The sequence below is a fragment of the Xanthomonas sp. MLO165 genome (assembly GCF_018831305.1).
Taxonomy (GTDB): Bacteria; Pseudomonadota; Gammaproteobacteria; order Xanthomonadales; family Xanthomonadaceae; genus Xanthomonas; species Xanthomonas arboricola.
In genome coordinates, this window is the sequence record NZ_CP029263.1 from 1,554,621 (window position 1) to 1,570,525 (window position 15,905).

The following is a 15,905-nucleotide window of genomic DNA, read 5'->3' on the forward strand; positions in this document are numbered from 1 at the left end:
CTATCAGCTCCGGCTTTTACAAATCCCGATTCCCGATTCCGCTTCACCGCACCGGCATCCCCGGCTGCGCACCACCATCGGCGTCCAGCAGTGCCAGCGCGCCGCCGTCGAAGCCGGCCGACAGGATCATGCCTTCGCTGATGCCGAAGCGCATCTTGCGCGGGGCCAGGTTGGCGATGAACACCACACTGCGGCCGACCAGCGCTTCCGGTTCGCCATAGCTGGCGCGGATGCCCGAGAAGATCTGGCGCTTGCCCAGTTCGCCGGCATCCAGTTCGAAGCGCAGCAGCTTGTCCGAGCCTTCCACGAATTCGCACACCAGCACCTTGCCGATGCGCAGGTCGAGCTTGGCGAAATCGTCGATGCCGATGAGGCTGGAAGTGGCGGTCGGGGATTGGGGATTGGCAACGGCCGCCAATTTCGTCTCGGCCTTGGACGGGACGGGCTTGGCGGTAGTGACAGCGGGTGCCGCAGGTGCGGCCATGGTGTCTTTTGAAGCGTCGGTCATGGCGTCGATCAGTTTGGGGTCGATACGGGTGAACAGGGCGGTGTAGGGCTGGATCACGTGGGCGGTCAGCGGGCGGGTGACGTCTTCCCAACTGGTCATCGGTGCCGACAGGAAGGCTTCGGCCTCGGCACAGGTGCGCGGCAGGATCGGCTTGAGCGCGGCCACCAGGATCCGGAACAGGTTCAGGCCCTGCGTGCATACCGATTGCAGTTGCGCATCGGCGCCGTCCTGCTTGGCGATCACCCACGGCTTGGTGTCGTCGATGTACTTGTTGGCCTCGTCGGCCAGCGCCATGGTCTGGCGGATCGCGCTGGCCGCATCGTTGCGCTCGTAGGCCTCGCGGATCGGCGCCAGCGCGGCGACGAAGCGGTCGTACTGTGCCGGGTCGGGCAGGGCGTCGGCCAGCTTGCCGTCGAAGCGCTTGCCGATGAAGCCGGCGCAGCGGCTGGCCAGGTTGACGAACTTGCCGACCAGATCCGCATTGACCCGCGCGATGAAATCGCCCAGGTTGAGGTCCAGGTCGTCCACGCCGCCGGAGGATTTGGCCGCGAAGTAGTAGCGCAGCGCCTCCGGTTCCAGGCCCACGTCCAGGAAGGTCCGCGCCATCACGAAGGTGCCGCGTGACTTGGACATCTTGGCGCCGTCCACGGTGAGATAGCCGTTGACGTGTAGCCGGGTCGGCGCGCGATGGCCGGTGCCGTGCAGTACCGCCGGCCAGAACAGGCCGTGGAAATTGACGATGTCCTTGCCGATGAAGTGATGCAGCTCGGTCTGCGTGCCGGCGACCAGATGCGCGTCGAAGTCTTCGCCCATCTGCGCGCACAGCGTCTTGAAGCTGCACAGGTAGCCGATCGGCGCGTCCAGCCACACGTAGAAATACTTGCCCGGCTGGCCGGGAATCTGGAAACCGAAATACGGCGCATCGCGCGAGATGTCCCAGGCACGCAGGCCGCCCTCGGTGTCCAGCCATTCCTTGAGCTTGGCCTTGACTCCGGGCAGCGCCACATCGCCGGCCAGCCACTCGCGCAAAAATCCGTCGAAATGGCCCACTTCGAAGAAGAAATGCTCCGAGTCGCGCAGCTCCGGCGTGGCGCCGGAGATTACCGATTTGGGCTCCTTCAGCTCGGTCGGCGCATAGGTGGCGCCGCAGACCTCGCAGTTGTCGCCGTACTGGTCGGCGCTGCCGCAGTTGGGGCAGATGCCCTTGATGTAGCGATCCGGCAGGAACATGCCCTTGGCCGGGTCGTAGAACTGCGCCACCGAGCGACGGCTGATGTGACCGGCCGCTTCGAGCTTGGTATAGAAGGCTTCGGTCAGTTCGCGGTTGACCGGCGAATTGGTCGAATCGTAATGATCGAAGGTCACCCCGAACGCGGCGAAATCGCGCTCATGGCTGGCCTGGATGTTGGCGATGAAGGCCTCCGGGGTGACCCCGGCCTTTTCGGCGGCGAGCATGATCGGTGTGCCGTGGGTGTCGTCGGCGCAGACGAACCAGGTCTTGTCGCCGCGCAGCCGGCGCGCGCGCACCCAGATGTCGGCCTGGATATAGCCGACCAGATGGCCAAGATGCAGCGGCCCGTTGGCGTAGGGCAGGGCGGTGGTGACGAGTGCGGTGCGGGTCATGGCAGGCGTAATGCGGGGGACAGCCGATTATCGCATTAGTCGAGTGCCGGGATTGGGGCTGGGAGATTGGGGATTCGTCAAAGCAGGATCAGGCCGCGTGCCGGTCCAGACGCGCGGCCTTGGCCGTCGCTGCGGCAGCAGCGGACGATCCCGCCCAATAGGACAAGCCCCCAGAAATGCGCCGACGCACAAAAAAGGCGCCCGAAGGGCGCCCGCTTTTGCGAATCCCGACTCCCGACTCCCCAATCTCAGCTACTCGCGAATCCAGGTCTGGGTCCGGCCCAACGCTTCGATGCCGACATAACCGCGCATCTGCAGCTTCTTGCCGCCATCGGTCAGGGTGACCTTGGCCTTGTAGGTCTTGCCCTTGGCCGGGTCGAGCACCGAGCCGCCGCTCCACACCGCGGTGCCGTCCGGCTTGAGGCCCCACAGGATGGTCATGCCCTTGATCGGCTTGCCCTTGAGCGCGCCATCGCACTTGTCGCAGGTCGGGTTGGGCCCGTGGTTGGACTGCAGGATGTCGACTACCTTGCCGCTCAGCGTGCCGTTGCCGAGCTGTTCGATCTGCACCACCGACTTGGGCTTGCCGGTCTCGTCGTCGATGGTCTTCCAGCGGCCCACCGGCGAATCGGCGGCCTGGGCCAGCAGCGAGGCGGCGGCCAGCGGCAGGGCCAGCATCAGGGTCTTGAAGGTCTTGCGCATGTGTCCCCTCCCAGGGATTGCTATGGCCGCCGTCGACGGCCTGACCGGAATGTATACCGTGGAGTATGGTGGCGGAAAGACGCGCTGCGGAATGCGTTCATTCGGCTACTGCAGCGTCACCTGCTTGCGGTTGTCCGCCGGCACGCGGTCGATCAGCTTGTTGTCCGGATCGAAGCCGGCTTCGACCGGCAGGCGGTCCACGGTCATGCTGAAACTGGGCGCGGCGCTGGTGACGTGTTGCCGTTGCAAGGCCAGCACCGGCGCTTGCGCGTCCTTGCCGGCCGGAGCGCCGTAGATCGCCACCTCGATCCAGTCGTCCAGCGGCACTGCATGCTCCTTGCCCTTGCCATCGGCCTGCAGCTTGGCCGCCTGCGCTTGCACGGTCACCTCGAAGCGGCCATCGGGGCGCTTGCGTGCCTGCGCGCTGACCACGCGGTTGTCGTAGAAGGTGATCTTCTCGAACAGGTCGGTGATCAGGCCTTGCTGGTCCGGGCGTGCCTCGGCGCGAATGGCCTGCAGCAGCTCGGCCGAGGTAGTGTAGGGCGGTTGTTGAAACGCCTTGGCCGCCAGAAAGCGCTGCAATGCGCGATTGAGCGCCTGCTCACCGATGTCCTCGCGCAGCCGATAGAACGCCAGCGAGCCCTTGCGGTAGTGGATGTATTGCTGATCCTCCACCCGATACAGCGGCAATTCCTCGATGGTTTCGCCACCACGGCCTTCCAGGTAGCGATCCAGCTCGTAGCGGAGGAAACGGCGCATATGCGCGCGTCCGTACTCGCGCTCCATCACCATCAACGCCGAATACTGCGCCAGCGATTCGGACAGCAGGGTGGCGCCCTGCACGTTCGCACCGATCACCTGGTGCGCCCACCACTGGTGCGCCACTTCGTGCGCGGTGACATAGAACACGTAGTCGATGTCGTCCTTGTCGCGCAGGTCGGCGATGAAGCCGATCGACTCGGAGTAGGGAATGGTATTGGCGAACGACTGCGCAAACCGCGCGTAGCCGGGGAACTCGATGATGCGCACCTGATGATGCTGATACGGGCTGAAGTTGGCTTCGTAATAAGCCAGCGATTTCTGCACGCCCTCGATCATGCGCTGCACGTTGTACGGATGCTTGGGGTCGTAATAGATCTCGATCGGGATGTTCTTGTAACGCGCCTTGCGCACTTCCCAGCGTGCCGACAGGTAGGCGTAGAAATTGAGCATGGGGCGATCCATCACGTAGCGGAAGCAGCGCCTGCCATTGCGTTGGAATTCCTGTTGCAGATAGCCCGGCGCCAGCGCGATCTGGTCCGGCGCGGTGCAGACGGTGCTGGAGAAAGCGAGCCAGTCGGCATCGTTGCTGACGTAGGTGTTGGCGCGCGCGGCCTGGTCTTCGAGCTTGGGCATGCGGGTGGGTTCGCCCAGGCCGCGCTTGCGGCGCTCGTTGCGGTCGCTGATCTCGGCCTGCGTGTTGTAGCCGAACCAGGGCAGCCGGGTGGTGTTGAAGAAGCTGCCGTTGGCGACCAGTTCGGTTTGCGCCTGCTCGGCGGTGAGGCCGTGCGGGTGCTGGTCCACGCGGAAGCGGAACACGCGCTCCTGCCCGGGTTGCAGCGGTGTCTGCAGGCGATAGATGCGATAGCCGGCCGGGATATCGTGCGTGGTCAGCGTCTGCCCGCCCAGATCCACCTTGACCAGGCTGCGGTCGCCGGTGCGGCCCTGCATGCCGATGTGCACTTCGCTGATCGGTGTGGGGTGGGTGTTGCGCACCGTCCAGGTGGCATCGACCACGACCGACTGGGTTTCCGGATGCAGGTCGACGTGGTTGTCGACGGCGACGATGCGCGGCTGCGGCAGATCCTTGTACTTGCGGTAATCGCGCTCGTAGCGTGCCTGCAGGTCCAGCTGTTGTTCCGGCGACAGGAAGCTGTTGTAGACGTTGGTGTTCCAGTACAGCCAGCCGCCGATCGCCGCGAAGCCGAGCAGGGTGATCGCCAGGGCCGCACCGGTCGGGCTGCGCAGGCGCCGTAACGCCAGCCGCACGCGCTGGCGCAGGCCATGGCCCACGCCGCGCGGCCAGAACGCCGAGGACAGCAGGAGCAGTGCCAGCAGGAACACGCCCCAATAGCCCTGGAACCACAACTGGCCAGGCAGGAAGTGCCCGTAGCCGTTCATGTCCGAATACGGCGCGTTGGGCCAGCCGCCAAAGGTGTAGAGGTTCTGGGTGTAGTCGAGCATCGACAGCACCGATTGCCCGATCAACACCAGCATCAGCAGCGCATAGCCGACGAACTTGTTGTTGCTCAGCACCTGCAGCGCCAGCGCCATGCCGCCCATCAGCACGTACAGCACCGAGCCCAACGCCAGCGTCTTGAGATACAGCAGCGGCTCGATGCTGGTATAGCCACGGCCCAGCTGCAGCGCGATCGAGGTCAACGCACCGGCGGCCTGGAAGCTGGCGATCACCGCCAGCAAGGCGACGAACTTGCCGAGCAGCGGCACCCAATCGGGGACCGGCATCGCGTCGGTGATGCCGTCGATGCGGTTGCTGCGCTCCTTCCAAACCAGTTCGCCGGCATAGAACAGCACCACGATGATCAGCAGAAAGCTGTAGCTGTTCTGTAGCGCCTCCAGCATCAACGAGGTCACCGGCAGCACGGCAGTGCCGTAATAGCGCGCTTTGAACAGCGCGGTCGGAATGAAGTTGGCCAGGCCCAGCATCAGCAGCACCACGAACGGCGCGCTGCGCAGCACGCCCAGCGTGTCGAAGCGGATCTGGCGCAGCAGTTGCCGCCATGCAGTGGCCGCGCCAAAGCGCGGGGTGACCGTCAGGCGTGTCGTGCTGACGCGCGTGCTGGCGGGAGGTGCATCAGCGGGCGTAACCGACGCCACACCACGGCGCCGCCGCGTCCCGCTGCGCTCGGTACGGAATAGCGCGAACGTGGCGGCAAACAACACACCGCTCATACCCAGCCACACCGCGCGATTGGCGAGCAGGTAACCGGTCAGCGGCGGTAGCTGGTGGTTGCGCTGTTCCACCGACCAGTAGCGCAGCGTCTGCGATAGCGCGCGAATGCCGAGCGGGTCGGCCAGGGTGGCAATCCACACATTGTCCAGGTCGGCCATCAGCGCACGGCTCACGCCGTACAGCACGAAGAACACGATCACGCCGATGTAGACCCACAGGATGTTGCGCGTGGTCACCGCCAGCACCGACAGCAGCGCGGTGGTGAACAGCAGGTTGGGCAGCACCAGCACCAGCAGCGACCACAGATAGGGCAGCACCGCGACCGGCCCGAGCCGCGCCCGATCGATCCACGGCATGAACTGCGCGGCGAACATGCCCAGCGCGATCACCACATACATCAGCATGCCGGCGATCAGTGCAGCACCGATGCGGCCGAGCAGGTAGTCGCGCCGCCGTATCGGTGTGGAAAACACCAGCTCGGCAGTGCCCAGGTCAAAGTCGCGCAGCAGGGCATTGCTGACGAACAGGGTGATCACCAGCAGGCCAAGCAGGCTGAAAAGCCCCAGCAGCGTGGCGATCACCGTAGGCGCATTGCGCAGCACGTTGCCGATGCCGCCGCCGATCTGCACCGCATCGCTGGACAGCGCGGCAAACGCCAGCAACGCGTACAGCGCGGCCAGCAGCCACAGCAAGGGCGAGCGCAGTTGTTCGCGCAGCTCGAAGCGCAGGAACGCCATGATCATCGCCGCGCTCCGTCAGGCGGCCAGCGCTTGCTTGCGCAGGCGCTGGAAATAGACATCCTCAAGATCGGGAGCGACCTGTTCGAACCCCGGCTCCGGGCAGTCGGCACTGAACACGTGGATCACCGGGTGGCCGGCAATCAGGCGCGTGGACAGCACGGTGAAGCGCGCCTCGTAATCGGGCAATGCCTGCTTGCTGACCTGTTTGCGCCAGACCTGCTGATGCAGCATGTCGATCGCATCGGCGGGCCGCCCACTCAACAGCACCTGGCCCTTGTTCATGATGGCCATCGTCGGGCACAGGTCGGTGACGTCTTCGACGATATGGGTGGACAGGATCACCACCACGTTTTCGCCGATTTCGGCCAGCAGATTGAGAAAACGATTGCGCTCCTCCGGATCCAGCCCGGCGGTGGGCTCGTCGACGATGACCAGTTGCGGATTGCCCAGCAGCGCCTGCGCAATGCCGAAGCGTTGCCGCATGCCGCCGGAATAGGTGCCGAGCTTGCGCTTGCGCGCGTCCCACAGGTTGACCTGCTGCAATAGTCGCTCGACCACCTCCTTGCGTTGGCCGCGATCGGTAAGCCCCTTGAGCACGGCGAAGTGATCGAGCATGTCCAGCGCGCTCACCTTCGGGTACACCCCGAAATCCTGCGGTAGATAGCCCAGCCGGCGCCGCAATGCGTCCTTGTCGGCAAGTACGTCGATGCTGCTGCCATCGGCGTCGGTCAGGCTGACGCTACCCGAGTCGGGTTCCTGCAGCGTGGCCAGCGTGCGCATCAGCGACGACTTGCCGGCGCCGTTTGGCCCCAGCAAGCCGAACATGCCGCGCGGGATGTCGAGCGTGACGCCTTGCAGCGCATGCACGCCGTTGGCGTAGGTCTTGGACAGCGCACGGATCTGCAGCATGGACGGTTCCTGTGTCCTGGGTGGCCTGATCTTCACGGCGTGACCGCAGTGCCGCATGCGCCGAAAGTCACAGAGACGATCGACTACGCCTGCTCGACATGCCCGTGCGGCGGATGTGACCGAGCCCGCAGGCGATGCTGCGCTCAACCCACTTCGTACAATTCCAGCGGCAGGTCATCCGGGTCGGCGAAGAAGGTGAAGCGGCGGCCGGTGTACTCGTCGATGCGGATGTCTTCGGTGACCACGCCATGCGCAGTGAGATGCGCCACGGCCGCGTCCAGATCCTCGACACGGAAGGCGAGATGGCGCAGGCCGCGTGCTTCCGGGCGGCTGGGACGCAGCGGTGCGGCGGGAAACGAGAACAGCTCGATCTGGCCGCCATCGGGCAGTGCCAGGTCCAGCTTCCAGGAATCGCGCGCCTGCCGGTAATGCTCATCGAGCACGCGCAGGCCCAGGATGTCGCAGTAGAACCGTTTGGACACCGCGTAGTCGCCGGCGATGATCGCCACATGGTGGATGCCGGCAAGCTTCATGCTGCACCTCGCAAGCGCTGCGCGATCGGCTGCGACGCGCCCAGACTGTCGGCGAGCGCTGGTGCGTTGCGCGCAGCGGCTGTGTCACGTGGTGCGCGTGCGGGCACCGCCGCGCTGGTCGAGCGAGACGTCTTCGCATGCATGGGTGGTTGCAGGGCGTGCGGCATGGCGACCTTCCAGGTGAACAGTACGCAAGCATACCCGCGGGCCGTTGCACGCTGGTGCACCGTCACAGCTTGCCATCGCATGGCTGTGCTCGCCTGGCCGCGCATGGCAGGATGCGTTGCCACCGATCAGACACGCCGATGCCCGAGCCGCCGTCCACCGCCGCACCGCAATTCCAGCGCAGCATGCAGGTGCGCCACCTGGTGATGTTGTCGCTGGGGGGCGTGATCGGCACCGGCCTGTTCTTCAATACTGGCTACATCATCGCCAGCACCGGCGCGCTCGGCACGGTGATCGCCTATCTGATCGGCGCGCTGGTGGTGTATCTGGTGATGCAGTGCCTGGGCGAGCTGGCGGTGGCGATGCCGCAGACCGGCGCCTTTCATGTGTATGCCGCGCGTTATCTCGGCCCGGCCACCGGGTACGTGGTGGCGTGGTTGTACTGGCTGACCTGGACGGTGGCGCTGGGCTCGAGCCTGACTGCGGCGGCGTTCTGCATGCAGTACTGGTTCCCGCACACACCGGCATGGCCGTGGTGCCTGCTGTTCTGCGCGCTGATCTTCGGCCTGAACACGGTGTCGGCGCGCTGGTTTGCCGAGGGCGAATTCTGGTTCTCGCTGATCAAGGTGATCACGATCGCGCTGTTCATCGTGCTTGGCGGCGCGGCGGTGATCGGCGTGCTGCCGTTGGCCGATGGGTCGCCGGCACCCGGATTGCGCCACCTGCGCGCCGACGGCTGGTTTGCGCAAGGCACGCTGCCGATCCTGATGACGATGGTGGCGGTGAACTTCGCCTTTTCCGGCACCGAGTTGATCGGCGTGGCCGCTGGCGAAACCGCGCAGCCGGCGCGTGCGATTCCGCTGGCGATCCGCACCACGCTGGTGCGGCTGGTGGTGTTGTTCGTCGGCACCGTGCTGGTACTGGCCGCGTTGCTGCCGGCCGAGCAGGCGGCGGTGGACACCAGCCCGTTCGTGCGCGCGTTCGAGTTGCTGGGCATCCCGTATGCGGCCGATGTCTTGAATGCGGTGATCCTGACGGCGATCCTGTCGGCGGCCAATTCCGGTCTGTATGCGGCCGCGCGCATGCTGTGGTCGCTGGCCAACGAGGGCACGCTGCCGGCGCGGCTCGCAGGCCTGACCCGGCGCGGCATCCCGTTGCCGGCCCTGGTACTGAGCATGTTGGGCGGCCTGTTGGCGCTGCTCACCGGCGTCTATGCGGCCGACACCGTGTTCGTGGCGATTTCGGCGGTGTCCGGCTTTGCGGTGGTGGTGGTGTGGCTGAGCATCTGCGCCTCGCACTACCGTTTCCGTCGCCAGTTGCTGCGCGATGGCATCGCGCCGGAGAGCCTGGCCTATCGCGCACCGTGGTATCCGTGGACGCCGCTGCTGGGCTTCGCACTCTGTCTGCTGGCCTGCATCGGCCTGGCATTCGATCCGCAGCAGCGCATTGCGCTGTGGTGCGGCATTCCGTTTGTGGCGCTGTGCTATGGCGCCTATGCATTCACCCAATGGCTTGCGAGCAGGAGGCAACCCGCATGACGATTCTTCCGCGCCAGCCGCGTGCCGGTGCGCCTTTCAGCCAGGCGCTGCAGCATGACGGCTATGTGCTGCTGGATGGCGCGCTCGCCACCGAACTGGAGCAGCGCGGTTGCGATCTCAACGATGCGCTGTGGTCGGCGCGCGTGCTGATGGAGCAGCCGGAGCTGATCTATCAGGTGCATCGCGACTATTTCGCTGCCGGCGCGCAGTGCGCCATCACCGCCAGCTACCAGGCCACGCCGCTGGGCTTTGCCGCGCGCGGGCTGGACCTGGCGCAATCGCAGGCGCTGATCGCACGCAGCGTGGCCCTGGCCGCACAGGCGCGTGCCGATCATCTGCAGGCGCAACCGCAGCACGCGCCGTTATGGGTGGCCGGGTCGGTCGGGCCGTACGGCGCCTACCTGGCCGATGGCTCGGAATACCGCGGCGATTACGCCCTGCCGCTGGCGCAACTGATGGACTTCCATCGCCCGCGCATCGTCGCGTTGGCCGAGGCGGGGGTGGATGTGCTGGCTTGCGAGACGCTGCCGTCGGCCAACGAGATCATCGCGCTGCGCCTGCTGCTGGAGGAGTTCCCGCAGCTGCACGCGTGGTTCTCGTTCACCCTGTGCGATGCGGCACATTTGAGCGATGGCACCGCGCTGGCGCAGGTCGTACCCGCGCTGGATGCGTGTGCGCAGGTGATCGCGGTGGGCATCAACTGCATTGCGCTGGAGCAGGTCACCGCCGCGTTGCAGACATTGTCCGCGCTGACGGCGCTGCCGCTGGTGGTGTACCCCAATTCCGGCGAGCACTACGATGCCGGCGCAAAACAGTGGCATGCCGGCAGCACGACCGCCTGCACCCTGGCCGACCAGCATGCGCAGTGGCTGGCGGCCGGTGCGCGGCTGATCGGCGGTTGCTGCCGCACCACACCGCGCGACATCGCCGCGCTGGCGCGTGCGCGGGTGGCGGGCTGAGCTGCCTCAGCCCTTCTGCGTGGCGATCCAGCGCTGGATCTTGTCCTGCAGGATATCCAGCGGCACCGAGCCGTCCTTGAGCACTTCGGTGTGGAAGGCGCGCACATCGAAGCGCGGGCCCAGTTCGCGTTGCGCCTGCTCGCGCAACTGCGCGATCTTCATCTCGCCGACCTTGTAGGCCAGCGCCTGGCCGGGGATGGCCATGTAGCGGTCCACCTCGGCCTCGGCATCGGTCCGGGTCATGGCCGAGTTGTTGAGCATGTAGTCGATCGCCTGGGTGCGGGTCCAGCCCTTGCTGTGCAGGCCGGTGTCGGTGACCAGGCGAATCGCACGCCACAACGCATTCTGCAGATAGCCGTAGTAGTTGTACGGGTCCTGGTACAGGCCCAGTTCGCGGCCCAGCGATTCGGCATACAGCCCCCAGCCCTCGATATAGGCGGTCTCGCCGCCCAGGCGGCGGAACTTGGGCAGGTCGGTCAGCTGCTGCTGCAGCCCGAGCTGGAAATGGTGGCCGGGGATGGCCTCGTGCAGATACAGGCTCTCGGTCTCCCAGGTCCGGCGCGTGTCCAGGTCGGAGGTGTTGACGTAGAACACGCCCGGTGTGCTGCCGTCGCCGCTGGGGCGCATGTACGAGCCGCTGGCGGCCGACTGCGCACGCTGCGGTTCCACCACGCGCACTTCCAGCGCCGGCATGCCCTGCACATTGAACAGGCGCGGCACCGCAGCCTGTACGCGTCCCTGCAGGCCGCGGTAATAGCCCAGCAGTTCGGTCTCGCTGCGGAACGCAAAGCGCCTGTCGGTCTGCATGAACTTGTAGAACTTGGGCAGGTTGCCGCGGAACCTGACCTGCTTGGCCAGCGTGGCGATCTCTGCCTGCAGGCGCGCGACCTCGCCCAGCCCGATCTGATGGATCTGCTCCGGGGTCAGCTCGGAGGTGGTGCTCTGGCGCACATCGTAGGCGTACCAGGCCGCGCCATTGGGCAGCGCGGCCAGGCCGTCGGTGTCGCGGCAGGCCGGCAGGTACTCGGTGGCGATGAAGCCGCGCAGTGCTCGGTACGCCGGCATGATCCGCACTTCGATCAGCCGCTTGTACTCGGCGGTGATGCGCTGCTTGTCGGCCTCGGGCATGTCTGCCGGCAGGTTGCGCACCGGACCCCAGAACAGGCTGTCTTCGGCATTGCGCGCGATGATCGCGTCCAGCTGCGGCAGCACCTTCTGCATCAATACCTTCGGCTGCACCACGCCAGCCTGCATGCCCGCCCGCATGTTGGTGATGGCCTGGTCGAACAGCTCCGGGATGCCCACCGCGCGCCGCGACCAGTTGTCATAGTCCTTGACCGTCTTGAACGGCTGCGCGCCGGTGCCCGAGCCCAGCACCACCGCGATGCTGGCGATGTTGTAGAACTGATTGATCGGCAGCATCCAGCTGGGGAACTGCTCGGCCGCCAGTGCGCTGCGCGCATCGCGCACGAAGATCTGGTAGCTCAGCAGGTCCTGCCCGCTCAGCCCGTCTGGCCCCAGCGCCTCGGCCTTGCCCAGCCACAGCACGGTGAAGTCGTGCGACTGCTGCCGGAACGCCGGCGACAGGAAGTTGGGCAACTGGTCGTTGTAGCGGGTTTCGCCCTGGAAGGTGGCCTGCAGCGGGTTGAGCTTGAGCGAGGCATCCCAGTACTGGTCGTAGAGCAAATTGAGCTGCTGCGCCTTGGTCAGCACCACCGGTGCGGCCACGGCACGCGGCCTGGGCTTGGCGGCTTTGCCACCCCTGGCGGCCTTGGTGGTCTTGGCCGCCGGCTTGGCGGTCTTCTTGCCCTTGCTCGCCTTGGCGCGGGTTTGCGTGGTCTGTGCCTTGCCGGTTTTCTTCTTGGCCGCGTCGGCGGGCGCTGCCACTGACAGGCTCAGCACGGCGGCCAGGGCCAGGGACAGCAGGCGGGAAAAGCTGAGGGGCATTACCGGCTCCGGGAACAAGCGAGCGGGGAGCTTGCCCGATCCGCACCGTTCCGGCCACCCATGCGGCACACGGGGCGCGCCTGGAATTCATGAAGTCCGCTGCGCACGCCTGAAGCACGCAGGCATGTTGCAGTGCGATAGGCTTGCGCATATGCCAAGGGATGAATCGATATGCGGGACGCAGCTGCCGGTGCAGGGCGGGCAGGGCTTCTGGCGCGATCCGGCATTGCCCTTCGTCGAACTGCGCCAGGTGATCAACAGCCGCAGCCTGTGTTACGCCGCGCATACGCATGAGCAATGGTCGGTGGGCGCGATCGATCGCGGGCTGGCGCGTTATCGCAATGGACGCATGCAAGCGCAGGTGGGTGCGCGGTCGCTGACCCTGATCAACCCTGGCGATGTGCATGCCTGCAATCCGGATCAGCAGCAGGACTGGTCGTTCCGCATGCTGTATCTGGACGTGGCGTGGCTGCGCGAACAACAACGCGCACTCGGCCTGGCCGCCAATGCGGATGTGCACATGCTGGCAGCGCCGCTGTGCCAGACCCCGGCTGCCTATGCCGCCTTCGAGCGCATGCATGCCGTGTTGACCGATGGCAACGCCGATGCGCTGGCACGCGAAAGTGCGTTGATCGCGTTCGTGGCGCGGCTGCATCTGCATGTGGAGCCGATCAGTCGTGCGCTTGCGGTCGATACCGGGCCGATGCAGCGGGTGGCCGAGTATCTGCAGACCCATCATGCACGTGCGGTCTCGCTACGCGAGCTGTGCACGCTGGCCGGGATACCGGCACCGCGCTTGATTCGCGGCTTCCGTCAGGCGCACGGGCTGACCCCGCATGCGTATCTGCTGGATTGCCGTTTCCAGCGTGCGCGCGAGGCCTTGCGGCACGGCGGTGACATTGCCGAGGTCGCCTACGCGCATGGCTACGCCGACCAGGCGCACCTGCAGCGCAGCTTCAAACGTGCCTGGGCGGTGACGCCAGGGCGTTACCGCAATGCCGTGCCCCATTCCAGCAATAGATAGACCGCGCTCAGCACCAGCAGCGCCGCCAGCACCCGGTTCAACCGCCGCAGCTGCCTTGGTACCTGCACGTGACGCCGCAGCACGGCGCCGGCCAGCAACCAGCACCCCAGCGAGGGGTAGCAGATCAGCGCATACAACGCCGCAAAGCCCGCCAGTTGCGTGGTGCCTGCCGTCGCATACAGGGCAACGCCGGAGGTCGCCGCCAACCAGGCCTTGGGGTTGAGCCATTGCATCGCCGCACCGGTCCAGAACGAGGCCGCCGGGCGCGTCCCGGTGGTCTGGATGACGCCATCGTCGCGCAGCAGGCGCCAGGCCATGTAGAGCAGAAATGCCACCCCGGCCAGATGCAATGCACGGCCGAGCAGCGGCCAGCGCAGCAGCACCTGCTGCAGTCCCATGCCCACCAGCAACAGCAGCGCGACGAAGCCGACGGTGGCGCCGATCACATGGCCGTGCCCGGCACGCGCGCCGGCGCTGGCGCCGGTGCTCAGCGCGACCAGGTTGACCGGCCCGGGCGAAATCGAGCACACCAGCGCGAAGCTGGCCATTGCGACAAGATGGTCCATGGCACGGAATCCATAGCGGGGCGCAACAGCATGGCCAGCGAGCGCGGCGACGGATTGAACAAAATTTCGATGGGCGGTCGCTGTGGGCGTTGCATGATCGGTAAACGCAGCCAGCGGTCGTCAGGCAGCGACACGTATGACCGACGAGGCCGGGTGCAAGCCGCAGGCGCCAGCCGTCGCCTGGCAGTGCTGCGGTCGGCAGGTCTTGCGTTGTCAGCCGGCGGCGGCTTCTTCGCGCAGTTGCTCGGCGCGCTCGGCGCCCAGGTATGCGCCGATGGCGCGGCGCGCCAGATACAGCAGCGGGATCAGTGCGATCGCAAAGCCCATCTTGTAGACGTAGTTGAGCGTGCTCACCGCCAGAAACTGGTCGGTGGACCAGTGCTGCGGGCCGAGCACGAAGGCGATGTAGATCACCACGAAGCTGTCCATCAACTGCGACACCGCCGTGGAGCCGGTGGCGCGCAGCCACACGTGCTTTTCGCCGGTGGCGCGGCGGATGCGATGGAACACCGACACATCGATCAACTGGCCGAACAGGAAGGCCACCAGCGAGCCGCCGATCGTCCACAGCCCCTGGCCGAACACCGCTGCAAAGGCGGCCTGGTAGTCGGGCACGCCCTGGCTCTGCGCCGCCGTGACCCACCAAGCCGCCGGCGCCAGTGCGATGGCGGCGAACGCGAACACGAAGCCGTAGCCGATCAGCGCCACCGCCACCCACGAGATGAAACGCACCCCGCGGCTGCCGAAGAACTCGTTGATGGTGTCGGTCATGATGAACACCACCGGCCACAGCAAGGTGCCGGCGGTGAAGCTGAGCGAGCCGGTCTGGCCGAACAGGTTCCAGTTCAACGGCGCGATGCCGAGGGTGTCTTCCAGCGCGAAGATCTTGACCCCGATGAACTCGGCCAATGCCGCGTTGACGCAGAAGAACGCGGCCAGCGCAATGAACAGGCGAACCGCACGATCGTCGAGGGTGCGCACCTGTGTCATGGCGTTAGCGATCCGCGGTACGGGTAAAGGGAACCGATTCGGGCGCCACTGCGCCGCCGGAGATGATGAAGCTCATCGCCTGGTCCACGCTCCAGTCGGTGGGCGTGAGCAGCTCCACCGGCACGATCTCCAGATAGCCGGAGGTCGGGTTGGGCGTGGTCGGCACGTACACCGCCGCCAGCTCGCGGCCGGTGCCCTGTTCCTTGATCACCCGCGTGACCAGGCCCACCGACTTCATGTCGCGGTGCGGGAAGTCGATCAGCACCACGCGCTGGGTGCTGCCGGGCTGGGTCTGCAGGATGTCGAGCAACTTGCGCGCGCTGTCGTACACCACGCTGGCCAGCGGGATGCGCCGCATGATCGCCTCGAACCAGCGCAGCAGGCGCTGGCCGATCACCCGCCGGCTCAGGATGCCGACGAACAGGATCGCGCCCACGGTGGCGATCAGCGCGATGGTGTTCTGCACCCACAGCGCCTTGATCCAGCCCAGATAGTCGGGGAACGAGGCGGCGATGCGTTCGGACAACGGCACCACCCACGGGCTGCTGATGCCCGACAACAGCGAGAACACAAACTTCACCACCACCCAGGTCAGCCAGACCGGCAGCAAAGTGAGCAAACCGGTCAGAAAGACGCGTTGCAGGGAAGGGCGGGTGGGCGGAGTGGGGGATTCGGACATACGCGCATTGTAGGCATTCGGCCGCGTCCGGTGCAGGCGCGCGGCGCGCCTTGTTCGCCGGGGAGACGG

General features: G+C 66.1%; 12 protein-coding genes. 3 read left to right on the top strand and 9 right to left on the bottom strand.

The annotated features are described in order from the left end of the window. Positions 1 to 43: 43 nt before the first annotated feature. The 5 genes from metG to DGN21_RS06765 all read right to left on the bottom strand — a co-directional run bounded on the left by metG (position 44) and on the right by DGN21_RS06765 (position 7,968). Positions 44 to 2,131 carry a methionine--tRNA ligase gene (gene metG, locus DGN21_RS06745; protein ID WP_184551583.1) on the bottom strand — a complete coding sequence of 696 codons (2,088 nt, stop codon included), beginning with the start codon at positions 2,129 to 2,131 and terminating at the stop codon, positions 44 to 46. Positions 2,132 to 2,383: 252 nt separating this feature from the next. After that, on the bottom strand, positions 2,384 to 2,833 hold the full coding sequence (locus DGN21_RS06750) for a DUF2147 domain-containing protein (protein ID WP_016904108.1): 450 nt from the start codon (positions 2,831 to 2,833) through the stop codon (positions 2,384 to 2,386). Positions 2,834 to 2,938: 105 nt separating this feature from the next. Continuing rightward, positions 2,939 to 6,529 carry a M1 family aminopeptidase gene (locus DGN21_RS06755; RefSeq protein WP_184551584.1) on the bottom strand — a complete coding sequence of 1,197 codons (3,591 nt, stop codon included), beginning with the start codon at positions 6,527 to 6,529 and terminating at the stop codon, positions 2,939 to 2,941. A gap of 12 nt (positions 6,530 to 6,541) precedes the next feature. Further along, the gene (locus DGN21_RS06760; protein WP_104542984.1) at positions 6,542 to 7,435 is read right to left on the bottom strand and encodes an ABC transporter ATP-binding protein; all 894 of its coding nucleotides are present in this window, start codon (positions 7,433 to 7,435) and stop codon (positions 6,542 to 6,544) included. A gap of 143 nt (positions 7,436 to 7,578) precedes the next feature. After that, positions 7,579 to 7,968 carry a VOC family protein gene (locus DGN21_RS06765; RefSeq protein WP_024940636.1) on the bottom strand — a complete coding sequence of 130 codons (390 nt, stop codon included), beginning with the start codon at positions 7,966 to 7,968 and terminating at the stop codon, positions 7,579 to 7,581. Between the two features lie 305 nt (positions 7,969 to 8,273). Here DGN21_RS06765 and mmuP point away from each other — a divergent pair, with 305 nt between their 5' ends. Both mmuP and mmuM read left to right on the top strand, forming a co-directional pair. Continuing rightward, positions 8,274 to 9,671 (top strand): S-methylmethionine permease, encoded by a 1,398-nt coding sequence (gene mmuP / locus DGN21_RS06770; RefSeq protein WP_184551585.1) that lies wholly within the window; start codon positions 8,274 to 8,276, stop codon positions 9,669 to 9,671. Beyond that, complete coding sequence (mmuM, locus tag DGN21_RS06775) at positions 9,668 to 10,630, top strand: homocysteine S-methyltransferase (RefSeq protein WP_184455439.1); 963 nt, start codon at positions 9,668 to 9,670, stop codon at positions 10,628 to 10,630. The genes mmuP and mmuM overlap by 4 nt, the downstream gene beginning before the upstream one ends. Positions 10,631 to 10,636: 6 nt before the next feature. Here the strand turns inward: mmuM and DGN21_RS06780 are convergent, their stop codons facing one another. Then, entirely contained in the window at positions 10,637 to 12,577 is a 1,941-nt protein-coding gene (locus tag DGN21_RS06780) for a DUF885 family protein (RefSeq protein WP_184551586.1), read from the bottom strand. Positions 12,578 to 12,728: 151 nt separating this feature from the next. On the opposite strand from DGN21_RS06780, the gene DGN21_RS06785 reads away from it, so the two are divergent. Further along, positions 12,729 to 13,601, top strand: coding sequence for an AraC family transcriptional regulator (locus tag DGN21_RS06785; RefSeq protein WP_160955258.1), 873 nt, complete (start codon positions 12,729 to 12,731; stop codon positions 13,599 to 13,601). Here the strand turns inward: DGN21_RS06785 and DGN21_RS06790 are convergent. From DGN21_RS06790 to DGN21_RS06800, 3 genes are all read right to left on the bottom strand, one after another. Further along, positions 13,565 to 14,167 (bottom strand): LysE family translocator, encoded by a 603-nt coding sequence (locus tag DGN21_RS06790; protein ID WP_046342154.1) that lies wholly within the window; start codon positions 14,165 to 14,167, stop codon positions 13,565 to 13,567. The two genes, DGN21_RS06785 and DGN21_RS06790, sit on opposite strands and share 37 nt — an antisense overlap. Before the next feature lie 213 nt (positions 14,168 to 14,380). Next, positions 14,381 to 15,157 carry a queuosine precursor transporter gene (locus DGN21_RS06795; protein WP_160955259.1) on the bottom strand — a complete coding sequence of 259 codons (777 nt, stop codon included), beginning with the start codon at positions 15,155 to 15,157 and terminating at the stop codon, positions 14,381 to 14,383. Between the two features lie 4 nt (positions 15,158 to 15,161). Further along, the gene (locus DGN21_RS06800; RefSeq protein ID WP_024940643.1) at positions 15,162 to 15,836 is read right to left on the bottom strand and encodes a DUF502 domain-containing protein; all 675 of its coding nucleotides are present in this window, start codon (positions 15,834 to 15,836) and stop codon (positions 15,162 to 15,164) included. Between the last annotated feature and the right edge of the window lie 69 nt (positions 15,837 to 15,905).